A 16,803-nucleotide genomic window follows, 5' to 3' on the forward strand; every position below is an offset into this window, starting at 1 on the left:
CCGGACAATCAGGCCGAAACGGTCTCCGCTAGAGGCTCCGCCTGGCGCGCGGGCGCGTTGCTGCCTGCGGAATTCAGACCCGTCCGCAGCTGACCCGATTCCTGCCATTCGCGCAGACGCTGCTGATCCACCAGATCCTGCAGCGACACCGAATCGAGATACTCTACCATCTTTCGGCTCAGCGTCGCCCAGAGGTCATGCGTCATGCACTTTCCGGAACGGCCGTTGCGGCCGATGTTGCAGTTTTCCTTGCCGCCGCAGCTCGTTGCATCCAGCGGCTCGTCCACCGCAAATATGATGCTGGCCACGGAAATATTGCGCGCATGACGCGCCAGTGTGTAACCCCCGCCGGGCCCCCGGACGCTATCGACCAGCTCATGGCGGCGCAGCTTGCCAAAAAGCTGTTCGAGATAGGACAGCGAGATGTTCTGCCGTTCGCTGATCGCGGCCAGCGTGACCGGTCCGCTATGCGCCCGCAAAGCCAGATCGATCATCGCAGTCACTGCAAAACGTCCCTTGGTCGTCAAACGCATGATAGGCCTCACTATTCGATGCTAGTCATTGAGCAGGTCGGATACCCGACTAATTGAGTCAAGTATATCAACGTACCCGAACGAATGACCGATGTTCTCAGCTCGGGCAGCGGGGAAACTTGACGAAGGTCAAGCCGGCGAGGATTCCGGCGTTGAAGCCAATGAAAAGGCGCCGAGAAGGCGCCAGTACGGGACCACCGCAGGAGGCCCGTGTCAGGCAGCCTGATACTGCAGGGCGCGCTTGCGCACCAGTTCGAGGACGCCCTGGCAGGAGTCCTCGATGTAGTCCAGGACTTTTGCGAAGCCCTCGGGGCCGCCATAGTAAGGATCCGGCACCGTGGCTTCCTCGAATTCGTTGGAGAAGCGCATGAGCAGCATCAGCTTGTGCTGGTAGATCTTCGGGCACTGCTGTTGCAAGGCCGACAGGTTTTCCCAGTCCATGGCCAGGATCAGATCCGCATCCCGGAAATCGTCCGCGCCGATCTGGCGGGCCACATGACCGGACAGGTCGTAACCGCGCTTGCGGGCAGCAGCCTGCGCCCGCGCGTCGGGCGCTTCGCCCACATGGAAGTGATGGGTAGCCACGGAATCGACGCAGACTACGTCGGTGAGGCCGGCCTCGTCAACCAGATGCTGAAACACGCCCTGAGCGGTGGGAGACCGGCAGATATTGCCCGTACAGACGAAAAGTACCTTATGCATGATAGGTGAAAGTGTGCGGGAAAACCCCGAAATTGGCAAGCATTTTCAGCGGGAAATCGGAAAAAACGGCCCCCAGTCAAAAGTTTGCCGCCCATAGTGCCCTGTCCTTCAGCGCGTGCAGCGCGTCCCGTGCCGCGGCGGCCTGTTCGAACTCCAGATTGCGCGCGTGTTCGTTCATTTTCTGCTCCAGGCGGCGGATTTCGCGGGCCAGCGCTTTTTCGTCCCGCAGAGCGGCCGTGTCGAAAGCCGGTTCCTCGGAGGGCGCGGGGGCCGGAGCCATCCCCACCCCGTCGATCAGGTCGCGAACGGCCTTGCTGACGCCGCGGGCGGTAATCCCGTTGGCCTCATTGAATGCCTGCTGCTTCTCCCGCCGTCGCTGCGTCTCGTCCATGGCGCGCCGCATGGAGTCGGTCACCCGATCCGCATACAGGATTGCCCGGCCATGCAAATTGCGCGCCGCCCGCCCGATGGTCTGGATCAGGCTGCGTTCGGACCGCAGGAAGCCCTCCTTGTCGGCGTCCAGGATCGCAACCAGCGAGACCTCGGGGATGTCCAGTCCCTCGCGCAGGAGGTTGATCCCCACCAGCACGTCGAAAGCGCCCAGCCGCAGGTCGCGGATGATCTCAACGCGCTCGACGGTATCGATGTCCGAATGCAGGTAGCGCACCTTCAGGCCACTTTCCTGCAGATATTCGGTGAGGTCTTCCGCCATGCGCTTGGTGAGCGTCGTCACCAGCACCCGCTCATGGCGCGCGATGCACTTCTTGGCCTCGCCCAGCAGGTCGTCCACCTGCGTGGTGGCCGGCCTGACGTCGACTTCGGGGTCCACCAGCCCCGTCGGGCGGACCACCTGTTCCACCACCTGATCGGCATGCTCGGTTTCATAGGCCGCCGGCGTGGCGGACACGAACACACACTGCGGCATGCGAGCTTCGAACTCCTCGAGCCGCAACGGCCGGTTGTCCAGCGCCGAGGGTAGCCGAAACCCGAACTGCACCAGCGTTTCCTTGCGCGACCGGTCGCCGCGGTACATGCCGCCCAGCTGGCCGACGGTGACGTGGCTTTCGTCGATGAACATCAGGGAGCGCGCCGGCAGATAGTCAATGAGCGTGGGAGGCGGCTCACCGGGCGCCGCGCCGGACAAGTGCCGCGAGTAATTCTCGATCCCCTTGCAGAAGCCCAGTTCCTGGAGCATCTCCAGATCGAATCGGGTGCGCTGTTCCAGCCGCTGCGCCTCGACCAGCTTGCCGGCGGCGGTCAGTTCCTCCAGTCGATCGCGCAGTTCTTCCTTGATGGTCCCGATGGCCCTGAGGACCGTCTCGCGCGGCGTCACATAATGGGAGCTTGGGAACACAGTGAACCGCACCAGATTCTGCACGAGCTTCCCCGTCAAAGGATCAAACAGGTCCAGGGACTCGATCTCGTCGTCGAACAGCGTGATACGCAACGCATACTCGGCATGCTCGGCCGGGAATACGTCGATGATCTCGCCGCGGGCGCGAAACGTCCCCCGCGCAAAGTCCATGTCGTTGCGCTCGTACTGCATGGAGACGAGACGGGCCAGGATTTCCTGGCGCGCCATCCGATCGCCGTTGCGCAGGGTGAGCACCATCGCGTGATAGTCGCCAGGGTTGCCGATACCGTAAATGCAGGACACCGTCCCCACGATGACGGTGTCCTGGCGCTCGAGCAGGCTCTTGGTGGCCGAAAGCCGCATCTGCTCGATATGCTCGTTGATGGACGAATCCTTTTCGATGAACAGGTCGCGCGACGGCACGTAGGCCTCGGGCTGGTAGTAATCGTAGTACGAGACGAAATACTCCACCGCGTTGCGCGGAAAGAACTCGCGCATTTCGGCATAAAGCTGAGCCGCGAGCGTCTTGTTGGGTGCGAGCACGATGGCCGGGCGCCCCAGTCGCGCAATCACATTGGCCATGGTATAGGTCTTGCCCGACCCCGTGACGCCCAGCAGGGTCTGGGACATGAGCCCATCACGCAGGCCTTCCTCGAGCGCAGCGATCGCAGCCGGCTGGTCGCCGGCAGGGGGATAGGGTTCATACAACTGGAACGGGCTATCAGGGTACTGTATGAATCGCGCGTTGGTATCGGCCATGGAGCGGATGCTAGACACCCTACGGGTAAACCCCTTATTATCCCATCGTTGGCCGACAAGACCAAGACCTCATTTCCTTTCCTCCCATTGCCTCCATGTCCTCCCTATTCGCTTCCGTCGAGCTTGCCCCCCGTGATCCCATTTTGGGCCTGAACGAACAGTTCAAGGCCGATACCCGTTCCACCAAGGTGAACCTGGGCGTGGGGATCTACTACGATGACAATGGTCACATTCCGCTGCTGAAGTCGGTCCGGCAGGCCGAGGCGAAACTGTTCGAACAGGCGGCGCCGCGAAGCTACCTGCCCATCGACGGCCTCCCGGGCTACAACGCCGGAGCGCGCGCCCTGCTGCTGGGGGCCGATTCGCCGTTGATCGCCGAACACCGTTCCGTCACGGTGCAGGCGCTGGGCGGGACGGGGGCACTGAAGGTCGGTGCTGATTTCCTCAAGCGCATCCTGCCCGACGCACGGGTGGCCATCAGCAACCCCAGTTGGGCCAACCATCAGGCGCTTTTTTCAGCGGCTGGTTTCCCGATCGTCCAGTACGACTACTACGATGCCGCCACCCATGGCCTGAACTTCGATGCCATGCTGGCATCGCTGCGCGCGCTGCCGGCGGGCAGCATCGTCGTGTTGCATGCCTGCTGCCACAACCCCACAGGCGTGGACCCCACCACGGAGCAATGGCGGGAAATCGCCAAGACGCTGCAATCCTGCCGGCTCGTTCCTTTCCTGGACATCGCCTACCAGGGTTTCGGTGCGGGCCTCGAAGAAGACGCCGCCGTGGTGCGGCTGTTTGCCGGGCTGGGCATGACCATGTTCATCAGTTCCTCCTTCTCCAAATCCTTTTCGCTGTATGGCGAACGGGTCGGGGCGCTGACGCTGATCACCAGTGGCGACGAGGAAAGCACCCGCGTCCTGAGCCAGCTCAAGCGCGTCATCCGCACCAACTATTCCAACCCCCCGACCCATGGCGGAGCCATCGTATCCACCGTGCTCAATACGCCGGAACTGCGGGCACTCTGGGCCAATGAACTCGCCGGCATGCGCGATCGCATTCGCACAATGCGCCACCAGCTCGTGGAAAAACTCCACGCGCAGGGGGTGGCGCAGGACTTCCACTTCGTGGAGGCCCAGCGCGGGATGTTCTCCTACTCCGGCCTGACCAAGGCGCACGTCGACCGCCTGCGCGACGATTTCGGGATCTACGCCGTGAGCAGCGGCCGCATCTGCGTGGCGGCGCTGAACAGCGGCAATATCGACTACGTTGCGCAATCCATTGCCAAAGTCCTGAAAAAAGCCTAGTGCGTGGGGCCCCGGAACAGTCCGGGGCCGGCCGATACGCTGAAGCCCTCTGGATAAAGCGGACGTAAAGCAGGCGCTGCGGTGGCGTGCCGGCGTGGTCCCCTTGATTTCGGTGTCCACTTCAGAGACAATACAAACTGGTTTTTCATCCAGTAGTGTGTCATGGCTCTGAAACTCACCGCACGCCAATCCCAGATTCTGGATCTCATCCGCCAGGCCATCAGCCGGACGGGCCGGCCTCCGACCCGCGCGGAAATCGCCCACGAGCTGGGATTTCGCTCGGCCAATGCCGCCGAGGACCATCTGCGCGCGCTGGAGCGCAAGGGCCACATCCGCCTGACAGCCGGCACCTCGCGCGGCATCCAGCTGCTGGACGATGCGGCTTCACAGCCGTCGGGCGCATCCGCCGGGAAACGACCTTCCGAAACACCAGGCTGGTTCGAGGCCACCGGAAGCCTGCTCATCCCCCTGATCGGCCGCGTCGCGGCGGGCCACCCCATCTTGGCGGCGGAGCACGTGGAACGCGAAGTCGCAGTGGCACCACAACTGTTCACTTCCAGCCCGGACTATCTGTTGCGCGTGCGCGGCAGCAGCATGCGCGATGTGGGCATTCTCGACGGTGACCTGCTGGCCGTGCGCAGCACGCCCGAAGCCCGCAACGGCCAGATCGTGGTTGCCCGCCTGGGCGACGACGTCACCGTAAAGCGGCTCGAACATTTGGGCCAGACCATCAGGCTCCTGCCGGAAAACCCGGATTTCGAGCCGATCGAGGTTGGTGCGGGCGACGGGTTCGCCATTGAAGGCGTCGCCGTGGGGCTCATCCGCACCACCCCGCTGCACTGACCCACGACTGATTCAGCAGCTCCCATGCCTCCACGGGCGACGCATGGGAGCTTATGCCTGCTCAGGGCTGCACTGATCAGTGCTTCATCAGCCCTTCCGCGCCCGGGGCTGCCGGTTTGGCCGCAGCCGCTGCGGCCGCGTCAGCCGCCAGTCGGGCGACCTCTTCGTCCGACAACGGGGTAGGCATGTGCTGCAAGGCGACCTCCAAGACCCGATCGATCCAGCGAACCGGAATGATCTCCAGGTGGTTCTTCACGTTATCGGGGATCTCGGCCAGATCCTTGACGTTACCCTCGGGGATCATCACGGTCTTGATGCCGCCACGGTGCGCGGCCAGCAGCTTTTCCTTCAGCCCGCCGATCTCCAGGACCTCGCCACGAAGCGTGATTTCACCTGTCATGGCGACGTCTGCCCGCACCGGGATGCCGGTCAGCGCCGAAACCAGTGCGCTGGTAATGGCAATCCCCGCCGATGGGCCGTCCTTGGGAACCGCGCCTTCGGGGAAGTGCACGTGCAAATCCCGCTTTTCGAAGACCTGGTCGGCAATGCCCCAGCGCCGCGCCCGAGAGCGCACGACGGTGCGCGCCGCCTCCACAGATTCCTTCATGACATCGCCCAGCGAGCCGGTGCGCAGGACCACACCCTTGCCCGGCATGTCTGCAACCTCGATGGTCAGCAAATCGCCTCCCACCTCGGTCCAGGCAAGGCCGGTGACCTGCCCTACCTTGTCTTCCTTTTCGGCCATGCCAAAGCTGAATCGGCGCACCCCGAGAAACTCGTTGAGGTTGCCGGCATCGACCGTGACCGATTCCCTTGCGGAAGGCTTGGTGGACTTGGTCCGAGCCTGGGTGGCAGCCTTGGCCGCCAGCATTTGCTTCACGACTTTGCGGCAGATCTTCGAGATCTCGCGCTCCAGCGCGCGCACACCCGCTTCACGCGTGTAATAGCGCACGATATCGCGCACGGCCGCCTCGGTGATCGAAAACTCCCCTTCATGAACGCCATTGTTCTTCATCTGCTTGGGCAGCAGGTGATCGAATGCAATGTGGACCTTTTCGTCCTCGGTATAGCCCGACAGACGAATGACTTCCATACGGTCCAGCAGTGCTGGCGGAATGTTCAGCGTGTTGCTCGTGGCGACGAACATCACGTCCGAAAGATCGAAATCGACCTCGATGTAGTGATCCTGAAAGGTGTGGTTCTGTTCCGGATCCAGCACCTCCAGCAGCGCTGACGAGGGGTCGCCCCGGAAGTCCGCGCCCATTTTGTCGATTTCGTCGAGCAGAAACAGCGGATTGCGCACGCCCACCTTGGCCATGTTCTGGAGGATTTTCCCGGGCATGGAACCAATGTAGGTCCGGCGGTGGCCCCGGATTTCGGCTTCGTCGCGCACGCCGCCCAGCGCCATGCGCACGTACTTCCGGTTGGTCGCCCGCGCCACCGACTGCCCCAGCGAGGTCTTGCCAACCCCCGGAGGCCCGACCAGGCATAGAATCGGCGCCTTGAGTTTGTCCACACGCTGCTGCACGGCCAGATACTCGACGATGCGCTCCTTGACCTTTTCCAGGCCATAGTGATCCGCATCCAGGATCTCTTCAGCGTTCCCCAGCGAGTTGTTCACGCGGCTTTTCTTGCGCCATGGCAACCCCACCAAAGTATCGATGTAGTTGCGCACCACTGTAGCCTCGGCCGACATGGGCGACATGAGCTTGAGCTTCTTCAACTCGCCCTCGGCTTTCTTGCGGGCTTCCTTGGGCAAGTGCGCATCGGCGATCTTGCGCTCGAGTTCTTCGATATCCGCGCCCTCTTCGCCTTCGCCGAGCTCCTTCTGGATGGCCTTGACCTGCTCATTCAGATAGTAGTCGCGCTGGCTCTTCTCCATCTGCTTCTTGACGCGCCCGCGAATGCGCTTCTCGACCTGCAGAATATCGATCTCGGATTCGAGTTGCGAGAGCAGCGCCTCGAGGCGGCCTGTCGCGCTGGGCATGTCCAGCAAGGTCTGTTTCTGCTCGATCTTCAGCGGCAGATGCGCGGCAATGGTATCCGCCAGCCGCCCCGCTCCTTCGATACCCGAGAGCGTGGTCAGGATTTCCTGGGGGATCTTCTTGTTCAACTTGACGTACTGGTCAAACTGAGCCACCACGGCGCGACGCAATGCCTCGGCCTCCGCCTGGTCACCGGAATCCTCCGCAATGCCCGAGACCCGAGCCATGAAGTGGGTTTCGGCCTCGACCACTGCGTGGACGCGTGCACGCTGCAGACCCTCGACCAGCACTTTGACAGTGCCATCGGGGAGCTTGAGCATCTGCAGGATGCTGGCCGCGCATCCTACGTCGAAGAGGTCGTCGGCGGACGGCTCGTCCTTGCCGGCAGCCTTCTGGGCCACCAGCATGACGCTGCTGCCGGCTTCCATGGCCAACTCCAACGCCTTGATGGAACGGGGTCGCCCGACAAACAGGGGGATGACCATGTGGGGGAACACCACCACGTCGCGCAACGGCAACAGTGGCAGGTCCACAGGATCCGCAGTGAGAATCTGGCTAGCAGACATGGTTGCTTCCTTGAACTGAGTCTATGAAAAAAGGAAGCACAGGCTCCCTTTTTGTGATGCCTGACATCCATATGGTGCCACCCGCAGCCGTTTCAAGCCCACAGACGTGAGGAAGCCGGGAGGCCTCCGACACAGTATATAGAATGTCCGCGCGGTCGGTTCAGGCCGCAGCCGAATGGAGTGGCTTCTCTTCCGGACGGCGCGCCGCGCGCGGTCCCTTGATGAGGTGCGGTGTGGTCTTGCCGTTTACCGCGTCCTCGTCCAGCACGACGCGATTGATCTCGGTACGCGACGGCAGCTCGTACATGGTCCCGAGCAGCGATTGCTCCAGGATGGAACGCAGACCACGAGCGCCCGTACGGCGTTTGATGGCCCGCGTGGCGATTGCCTTCAACGCCTCCGGCGTAATGTCCAGCGCCACCGACTCCATCTCGAAGAGCTTCTGGAACTGCTTGACGACCGCATTGCGCGGCTCCGTCAGAATGCGGACCAGCATGCTCTCGTCCAATTCCTCGAGCGTGGCCACGACCGGAAGCCGCCCGACCAGCTCGGGAATCAGACCGAACTTGATGAGGTCCTCGGGCTCCACCTCGGAGAACAGTTCGCCGACCCCGCGCTCGGACCGGGTGTGTACGGTCGCCGAAAAGCCGATGCCAGAGCGTTCGCTGCGATCACGAATGATCTTTTCGAGCCCATCGAAGGCACCGCCCACGATGAACAGGATGTTGGTGGTGTCGACCTGGACGAAATCCTGGTTCGGATGCTTGCGCCCCCCCTGGGGCGGCACTGAGGCCACGGTACCCTCGATGAGCTTGAGCAGCGCCTGCTGCACGCCCTCGCCAGAAACGTCACGAGTGATGGACGGGTTGTCGGACTTGCGCGAAATCTTGTCGATTTCGTCGATATAGACGATGGCGCGCTGGGCCTTTTCAACCTCGTAGTTGCAATTCTGGAGCAGCTTCTGAATGATGTTTTCGACGTCCTCACCCACGTAGCCCGCTTCAGTCAGCGTGGTCGCATCGGCCATCACGAATGGCACATCCAGCATCCGCGCCAGCGTCTGGGCCAGCAGCGTCTTGCCCGATCCCGTGGGGCCGATCAAAAGAATATTGCTCTTGGACAGCTCGACATCGCCGTCCTTGGCGTCCGCGTAGCGGATGCGCTTGTAGTGGTTGTAGACCGCAACGGCCAGGTTGCGCTTGGGCGTTTCCTGCCCAATGACATAACCGTCCAGGAAGGACTTGATCTCCTGGGGTGTCGGCAGTTCAGTCCGGACCGCGGCCCGCGTGGCATCCTGCGATTCCTCGCGAATGATGTCGTTGCACAGGCTGATGCATTCGTCGCAGATGAATACCGAAGGGCCGGCAATCAGCTTGTGGACTTCGTGCTGGCTCTTGTTGCAGAAGGAGCAGTGCAGGGTTTTGTCCTCACTGGAACCTTTTTTTTCCGTCATGGCGTTCCACTCATTGGGTCTCGTCGATGCGCGAAACCAGTACCTTGTCGATCAGCCCGTAGGCCTGGGCGTCGTCGGCGGACATGAAGTTATCACGTTCCGTGTCCACGCCGATGCGCTCGATATCCTGGCCCGTCCGCTCGGCCAGAATGCCGTTCAGGCGCTCGCGCAGGCTGAGGATTTCCTTGGCCTGGATCTGGATGTCGGAGGCCTGCCCCTGGGCACCGCCCGAGGGCTGGTGGATCATGATGCGGGAATTGGGCAGGGCATAGCGCTTGCCCTTCGCCCCGGCCGCCAGCAGGAACGCACCCATGCTGGCTGCAAGACCGGTACAAAGCGTCGAGACCGCCGGCTTGACGAACTGCATGGTGTCGTAAATCGCCATCCCCGCGTACACGGACCCGCCGGGCGAGTTGATGTAGAGCGAGATGTCCTTGTCAGGGTTCTCCGATTCCAGGAACAGCAATTGCGCGACGACCAGATTGGCCGACTGGTCGTTGACCTGTCCCACGAAAAAGATCACCCGTTCCCGCAGCAGGCGGGAATAGATGTCATAGGACCGCTCACCCCGGCCCGATTGCTCGATCACGATGGGCACATAGCCCAGGCCGGTGGGGACAACCGAATCCCCACCATACAGAGAGGCATAGAAATCGGTGAACCTGGGCATCAATGCGTTCCCATCAGGGTATCGAAGTCGACGGTTTCGTCCGTCACCTGGGCGGCGGCCAGAACGTGATCCACCACGTTGTCCTCCAGCACCAATGATTCTATTTCAGCCCGTCGCTGGCGATCCGACAGGTAATAGGTGACCACCTGGGCGGGTTGTTCGTAGCTCTTGGCGAATTCTTCGATGCGGGCGCGCACCTGTTCCGGCTTGGCCGTCAGATCGCTGGACTTGATCAGTTCGCCCACCACCAGACCCAGGCGCACGCGGCGTTCGGATTCCGTGCGGAACGTGTCTTCGGGGATGGGAACGGTATCGGCATTGGGAAGACCGCGCTGCTTGAGTTCCTCGCGGGCGGCAGCCGTACGGTTGGCGATCTCGCCGTCGACCAGCGCCTTGGGCAGATCAAAGGTGCACGCGGCGGCCAGGGCGTCCATGACGCTGGCCTTGGTGCGGTTCTTGGCACGCGCCTCGGCCTCGCGTTCGACATTGGCCCGGATATCGGCGAGAAGCGATTCCACATTGCCCTCGGCCTGACCCAGCGACTTGGCGAAATCGGCGTCCATCGCCGGGAGCTCGGGTTCGGAGACTTCCTTCAGCGTAATGGCGAATTCAGCCTGTTTGCCGGCCACGGCCGCACTGCCGTAATCGTCCGGAAAGTTGAGCGGGAAAGTTTTGGAATCGCCGGCCTTCATCCCCGTCGTCGCAGTCTCGAATTCGGGCAGCATGCGGCCTTGGCCCAGCACGAAGTAGAAGTCTTCCGCCGAACCGCCCTCGAAGGGTACGCCATCGATGGTGCCCTTGAAGTCCAGCTTCACGCGGTCCCCGGACTGCGCGGCGCGACCCGCCGCGGGCTTGAAGATCGTACGCTGGCGGCGCAAGACGTCGACAGTCTTCTGTACTTCGGCGTCGCCGACGGACACGGTGCTGCGCGTGATCTTCAGGCCAGCCAGATCCGGAAGCTGGATGTCGGGATAGACCTCGAAGGTGGCCGAGAAGGCCAAAGTACCCTCATCCGTGCCTTCGGTCTTGGGCTCCAGGTTCGGCGTGCCGGCCACGCGCAGTTCCGCGTCCGAGATGACCTTGTCCAAAGTCTTGCCGATCTGGCTGTTGATGACGTCGTAGCGTACCGACGGTCCGTGGCTGCGCTCGATGACCGAGAGCGGCGCCTTGCCGGGGCGAAAACCATGGATCTTCGCGGTCCTGGCGACGCGCTTGAGCTGGGCCTGGACTTCCTTTTCGATATCGGCGACCGAGACGGTCAGATCGACGCGGCGCTCCAGGCCGGACAATTTTTCAACCACGGGCTGCATTCGGAACCTATTGGAAAATGAGAGACAATAAACGAGGCATTTTAGCGGAATCCGCGTGACTCCGCCGAAGCCGGCGCGGTGCCGCCAGCGCCAGGTCCGGGCCGCCATTCGCCCCGCCGCAGGCCCGCAATGCTGGAAGGCGGGGACGCCGCGCCAGCGGCCGGCATGTGCTTGTTCGCGACAGAAAGTGGTGCCCGGAGGGGGACTTGAACCCCCACGCTTGCGCACTGGCTTCTAAGACCAGCGTGTCTACCAATTCCACCATCCGGGCATGGTGCCAAAAGTCCCGCAGCCACCGCCTGATCGGCGAAGACGGAGCGCATGGCAGGCATTCGGCCCGCGCGTCTGAAAACGCGGGGACCGGCGATTCTACCATCAAGACACACCGGGCCATGAATACCCCCCTGGGGGACCAAGACCCATGGTACTACTCCAGCGGCAGCAAAAGATCTGCAAGGGCGCGGGGGAGAAGGTAAAATCCAGTGCATCCACGGCAGGATCACAGGTGCGGGCCGCACCGGTCCTGCCTCTTTCTTTTATCGCGACTGCCATGGCCTCCCCATACAACGAATTGCTGACTCTGCGCGATCTGCTGCGCTGGGCCATTTCCCGTTTTCAGGCGGCGGGCCTGGTATTCGGGCACGGTACCGACAACGCCTGGGACGAAGCCGCGTACCTGCTGCTGCACAGTCTGCATCTGCCGCTGGACACCCTCGAGCCCTTTCTGGATGCCCGCCTCCTGGAACGCGAACGCCAACGCTGCGTGGACCTGATCCACGAGCGCGTCACCAGCCGCAAGCCGGCAGCCTACCTGACCGGTGAAGCCTGGCTCCAAGGCCAACGCTTTCTCGTGGACGAGCGCGTCATCGTGCCGCGCTCGCCCATTGCCGAGCTGCTCGCTGAAAACCTCGCCCCCTGGATTCCGGATCCCCTGGCCGTCCACCAGGTGCTGGACCTGTGCACCGGCTCCGGCTGCCTGGCCATTCTCGCGGCCCTGGCTTTCCCGGAGGCCAGTGTGGATGCTTCCGACGTTTCAGCCGATGCGCTGACGGTCGCCCAGGCGAACATTGAACTGCACCGCCTGCAGGAACGTGTGACGCTCCTGCGCAGCGACCTGCTGGCCCGCATCCCGAGCGACCGCCGTTACGACCTGATCATCTGCAACCCCCCCTACGTGAATGCGCGGTCCATGGCCGAGCTGCCCGCCGAATACCGGCATGAGCCGGGTCTGGCGCTCGCGGGCGGATCGGACGGGATGGATCTGGTGCGCAAGATCCTTGTCCAGGCGCCGCGATTCATGGCGCCCAAGGGTCTGCTGGTCCTGGAAGTCGGCCACGAACAGGAACACTTCGAGCAGGCTTTCCCCGAGCTCGATCCTACCTGGCTCAGTACGGATTCGGCCTCCGACCAGATCCTGCTGTTGCGCCGCGCGCAGCTTGCGGAATGATCCGCGCCTCCGGTCTCACGCTCAGGCGGGGTGTCAAGGTTCTGCTGGACAGTGCGGAATTCACCGTGCACGCCGGAGAACGGGTGGGCATCGTCGGGCGCAATGGCGCCGGAAAATCCTCCCTCTTCGCCCTGCTGCAGCACCAGATCGACCAGGACGCGGGCACACTGGATCTGCCGGCCTCCTGGCGCATGGCGGCCGTCGAGCAGATTGTGCACGACACGGACCGGCCGGCGCGCGAGTTCGTCATGGACGGCGACCGGCATCTGCGGGCATTGCAGGCGCATCGCGCGACGCTTGGCCCCGAGCAGGGACAGGCCATCGCCGAAGCGGAAGCGGCGCTGGTGGAGGCAGAGGCCTGGAGCGCTCCTTCGCGTGCCGAACAGCTTCTGGCAGGGCTGGGTTTTGCGCCCGGCGAATGGAGCCGACCCGTGGTCAGCTTCTCAGGCGGCTGGCAGATGCGCATTGCGTTGGCGCGTGCGCTCATGGCGCCTTCGGATCTGCTGCTGCTGGACGAACCAACGAACCACCTGGATCTGGACGCCATGCTCTGGCTGGAGCGATGGTTGTCAGGGTACCCGGGCACCATCCTGCTGATTTCCCACGACACTGAATTTCTGGACACAGTGGCTCGCGCCATCCTGCATTTCGAGGGGGGCAAGCTGGTGCGCTACAAGGGCGGCTATCAGGCATTCCTGGAGCAGCGCGCCGAGCGCCTGCGACAGAACCGTCTGGCGCAGCAGCGCCAGACGCGCGAAGCGGCACACTTGCAGTCTTTCATCGACCGCTTCAAAGCCAAAGCCACCAAAGCCAAACAGGCCCAGAGCCGGGTCAAGGCACTGGCCCGCATGCAGGTCCTTGCCCCGCTGGCCGTGGAGTCAGGCATCGACATCCGTCTCCCCGAGCCGGATCACACGCCGGATGTCCTGCTGCGCCTGGAAGACGCCGCGATGGGCTATCCGGCCGGGGCCGGTGCGCCGGCCCGCACCATACTCGAAAACGTGACTTTGATGGTGCGGGGAGGCAGCCGCACGGGCATCCTCGGAGTCAACGGTGCCGGCAAGAGCACGCTGGTCAAGACGCTCGCCCGGGAACTGCTCCCGCTCGCGGGGCACTACCAGCCGGCCCGCGGGCTGGAGGTCGGCTACTTTGCGCAGCAGCAGCTTGACCTGCTCGATCCCGAACTCAGTCCCCTGCAGCATTTCATGCGTATCGCGCCTGACACGCGCGAACAGGAACTGCGCGACATGCTGGGCGGCTTCGGCTTTGGCGGCAGCATGGTGACTCAACCCGTCGCCCCGTTCTCGGGCGGCGAGAAGGCACGCCTGGCGCTGGCGCTCATCGTCTGGCGCAAACCCAATCTGCTGCTGCTCGACGAACCCAGCAACCACCTGGACGTGGACACCCGCGAAGCCTTGGCCCGCGCACTGGCGGAATTTCCGGGGAGCGTCCTGCTGGTGTCTCACGACCGCCATCTGCTGCGTACCACGGTGGACGACTTCTGGATCGTGGCCGACGGCCGGGTACAACCCTTCGAGGGGGATCTGGAAGACTACCGGGAATGGCTGCAGCAGCGCACAGCGGACCGAAATCAGGACCGCCGCACGGCAGCGCCCCCTGAAAGGGATCGTAAAGCCGAGAGACGGGAACAGGCGCAGGCGCGCCAGCTCCTGGCGGCACGGCGCAAGCCATTGGAGACACGTCTGAAGAAGGCCGAGGACGCCATGGCGCAGTCCCAGGCGCGCCTGGCGGAGATCAATGCGCTAATGGCCCAAGCGGACTTCTACACCGACGCCTGGCGCGATCGACGCCCCGGGCTGCTCGCCGAGCACGGCGAGCTCACCAAGGCACTTCAGGCCAGCGAGGACGAATGGCTGCAGGTGCAGGCTGAAATCGAAACGCTGGAAGTCTGACCCGCGCCGTCCGGATCGGCGCGAATGCCCCCGTCGACCATTCGACGCCAACGGTCGGCACGGGCATGGACGTCGCCACAGGGCACAGCCGCTTCGAAAGGTTTCCGGAATGTCTACATGAGCAGGCGTCATTAGGACGATGCGGTATAGACTAATGAACGAAAGGCATTAGGACTCGTTCGAATAATTTAATGAGCTTATATTCGTTTGGGTCAGATGAATGGTTTCTTAGAATGTTCAGGTCTTAGTTATCTCACAGAAGATCTGAACACCATGAGCCGCCTCCCCATCCAGTCGATCGAATCCGCCCCTTCCGCCGCCCAGGACCGCCTGCGCGCCGCTGCCCAGGCCAATGGCTTCCTGCCGAACCTGCTCGGCGTGCTGGCCAATGCGCCGACCGCACTGGAAACCTACCAGACCGTCAGCGCAATCAACGCCCGCAACAGCCTCACGGCAACCGAACGCGAGGTGATCCAGATCACCGCGGCGACCTACAACGGTTGCGGTTTCTGCGTCGCAGGACACACCAAGCTTGCCACCAAGAAGCTGCAGCTTCCTCAGGAACTGGTGGACGCGCTGCGAGGCACGCATGCGCTGTCCGACCCCAAACTCAATGCTCTCGCGCAGTTCACGTTGCAGGTGCTGGAGCACAAAGGGCAGGTTTCCGATGCAGCCCTGGCCGCCTTCCGCGGGGCCGGCTACACCGACGGTCAGGTCCTGGAAGTCGTGTTGGGCGTCAGCCTGGCATCGCTGTGCAACTACAGCAACAATCTGGCGCACACGCCGATCAACGCGGAGTTGCAGCCGTACGCCAACGAGCAACTGGCGGCCTACGCGGCTTGATGGGCGCAGAATCATGACGTACCCCGCATTACCCGACGGCCTGTTGCAGGCGGTGGACGAGCTGATCCGTACGCAGCTCGCACCGCGCACGCAAGCCATCGACCATGGCCTCTATCCTGCTGATTTCCTGCGCACACTAGGCCAGATGGGGGGATTCGCCGCGGCACTGCCATCCTCTGAAGGCGGCCTGGGCCTGGGCCTGGCGGTCCAGATCGACCTCGTGGCTCAGGTGGCCCGCACCTGCGGCTCGACCGCCTTCCTGGTCTGGTGTCAGGCCATCTGCGCCTGGTATCTGCATCAGACGCACAATGCCGCGGCCCGCGGACGCTATCTGAAGCCGGTGGCGGCAGGCACCCTGCTCGCCGGGACAGGCATGTCCAACGCCGTCAAACACCTGGCGGGCATCGAACGCATCAATTTGCGCGGGCGCCGCGAAGGCACCGGCTTTATCGTCAACGGGGCGCTGCCCTGGGTCTCCAACCTGGGAGACGACCACCTGCTCATCGTCGCCGCCGAACTGGACGAGGGCGGCTACATCATGTTCGCCGTGCCGCCGCACGCGCCTTCGCTCGCGCTGCGCCCCTGCCCGTCCTTCTCGGGCATGGAGGGCACGGGCACCCTGAACGTCCGGCTGAAAAACGCGTACATCCCGGTTGAGGACGTCCTGGCCGATCCAGATGAATTCGACGCTTACATGAAGCGAATCAAGACAGGCTTCCTGCTCACCCAGGCCGGCATGGGACTGGGCCTGATTCAGGCCAGCGTGGACGCGATCACGGCCAGCAACGCGCGCCTTGCTCACGTCAACCGCTACCTGGACGATCAGGCCGACACCCTGCAGCATGACCTGGATGCCTTGTACAGTGAGATCGACCGCCTGGCCAGCCAGGACCAGGCTGCCCTGCCGCTGGACGTGCTGCGCGTTCGCGCCCGGTCGTCTGAACTTGCCTTGCGGGCTACGCAGTCGGCGGCGCTGCACGCAGGCGCAGCCGGCTACCTGCTGAGCAGCCCTTCGCAGCGGCGACTGCGCGAAGCCTTGTTCGTGGCCATCGTCACACCGGCGCTCAAGCATCTGCGCAAAGAAATCGACGGGCTGGAACACGCCCGGGCGGCAGCCTGAG

13 protein-coding genes and 1 tRNA gene are annotated in these 16,803 nt (G+C 63.2%); 6 read left to right on the forward strand and 8 right to left on the reverse strand.

Annotated elements, in window-relative coordinates; genetic code table 11:
- Positions 1 to 8 precede the first annotated feature (8 nt).
- From iscR to uvrB, 3 genes are all read right to left on the reverse strand, one after another.
- The gene (iscR, locus tag ACVCMJ_RS03845) at positions 9 to 533 is read right to left on the reverse strand and encodes a Fe-S cluster assembly transcriptional regulator IscR (RefSeq protein ID WP_447080130.1); all 525 of its coding nucleotides are present in this window, start codon (positions 531 to 533) and stop codon (positions 9 to 11) included.
- 213 nt (positions 534 to 746) lie between these two features.
- Entirely contained in the window at positions 747 to 1,238 is a 492-nt protein-coding gene (locus ACVCMJ_RS03850) for a low molecular weight protein-tyrosine-phosphatase (RefSeq protein ID WP_447082664.1), read from the reverse strand.
- A 73-nt stretch (positions 1,239 to 1,311) separates the two neighbouring features.
- Positions 1,312 to 3,348, reverse strand: coding sequence for an excinuclease ABC subunit UvrB (gene uvrB, locus ACVCMJ_RS03855; protein WP_447080131.1), 2,037 nt, complete (start codon positions 3,346 to 3,348; stop codon positions 1,312 to 1,314).
- A 95-nt stretch (positions 3,349 to 3,443) separates the two neighbouring features.
- Between uvrB and ACVCMJ_RS03860 the strand changes: the two genes are divergently transcribed.
- Together ACVCMJ_RS03860 and lexA are read left to right on the forward strand one after the other, a co-directional pair.
- Entirely contained in the window at positions 3,444 to 4,652 is a 1,209-nt protein-coding gene (locus ACVCMJ_RS03860; RefSeq protein ID WP_447080132.1) for an amino acid aminotransferase, read from the forward strand.
- A gap of 162 nt (positions 4,653 to 4,814) precedes the next feature.
- Entirely contained in the window at positions 4,815 to 5,495 is a 681-nt protein-coding gene (gene lexA, locus ACVCMJ_RS03865) for a transcriptional repressor LexA (RefSeq protein ID WP_447080133.1), read from the forward strand.
- Positions 5,496 to 5,571: 76 nt separating this feature from the next.
- Here lexA and lon read toward each other — a convergent pair whose 3' ends face one another.
- The 5 genes from lon to ACVCMJ_RS03890 all read right to left on the reverse strand — a co-directional run bounded on the left by lon (position 5,572) and on the right by ACVCMJ_RS03890 (position 11,750).
- Entirely contained in the window at positions 5,572 to 8,046 is a 2,475-nt protein-coding gene (gene lon, locus ACVCMJ_RS03870; RefSeq protein WP_447080134.1) for an endopeptidase La, read from the reverse strand.
- Positions 8,047 to 8,206: 160 nt separating this feature from the next.
- Positions 8,207 to 9,499 carry an ATP-dependent Clp protease ATP-binding subunit ClpX gene (clpX, locus tag ACVCMJ_RS03875; protein ID WP_447080135.1) on the reverse strand — a complete coding sequence of 431 codons (1,293 nt, stop codon included), beginning with the start codon at positions 9,497 to 9,499 and terminating at the stop codon, positions 8,207 to 8,209.
- Positions 9,500 to 9,509: 10 nt separating this feature from the next.
- Positions 9,510 to 10,169: an ATP-dependent Clp endopeptidase proteolytic subunit ClpP gene (gene clpP / locus ACVCMJ_RS03880; protein ID WP_447080136.1), complete on the reverse strand. Its 660-nt coding sequence runs from the start codon at positions 10,167 to 10,169 to the stop codon at positions 9,510 to 9,512.
- On the reverse strand, positions 10,169 to 11,479 hold the full coding sequence (tig, locus tag ACVCMJ_RS03885) for a trigger factor (protein WP_447080137.1): 1,311 nt from the start codon (positions 11,477 to 11,479) through the stop codon (positions 10,169 to 10,171). The genes clpP and tig overlap by 1 nt, the downstream gene beginning before the upstream one ends.
- A gap of 188 nt (positions 11,480 to 11,667) precedes the next feature.
- Positions 11,668 to 11,750, reverse strand: a tRNA-Leu gene (locus ACVCMJ_RS03890).
- Between the two features lie 279 nt (positions 11,751 to 12,029).
- Here ACVCMJ_RS03890 and prmB point away from each other — a divergent pair.
- The 4 genes from prmB (at position 12,030) to ACVCMJ_RS03910 (ending at position 16,802) form a co-directional block, all read left to right on the forward strand.
- A complete protein-coding gene (gene prmB / locus ACVCMJ_RS03895) occupies positions 12,030 to 12,926 on the forward strand; it encodes a 50S ribosomal protein L3 N(5)-glutamine methyltransferase (protein ID WP_447080138.1) in 897 nt (298 codons plus the stop codon).
- Positions 12,923 to 14,839: an ABC-F family ATP-binding cassette domain-containing protein gene (locus ACVCMJ_RS03900; RefSeq protein ID WP_447080139.1), complete on the forward strand. Its 1,917-nt coding sequence runs from the start codon at positions 12,923 to 12,925 to the stop codon at positions 14,837 to 14,839. Before prmB ends, ACVCMJ_RS03900 begins: the two co-directional genes overlap by 4 nt.
- A 273-nt stretch (positions 14,840 to 15,112) precedes the next feature.
- Positions 15,113 to 15,682 (forward strand): carboxymuconolactone decarboxylase family protein, encoded by a 570-nt coding sequence (locus tag ACVCMJ_RS03905; protein WP_447080140.1) that lies wholly within the window; start codon positions 15,113 to 15,115, stop codon positions 15,680 to 15,682.
- 13 nt (positions 15,683 to 15,695) lie between these two features.
- On the forward strand, positions 15,696 to 16,802 hold the full coding sequence (locus ACVCMJ_RS03910; protein WP_447080141.1) for an acyl-CoA dehydrogenase family protein: 1,107 nt from the start codon (positions 15,696 to 15,698) through the stop codon (positions 16,800 to 16,802).
- Position 16,803 lies beyond the last annotated feature (1 nt).

The organism is Castellaniella sp. UC4447_H14, assembly GCF_052978285.1.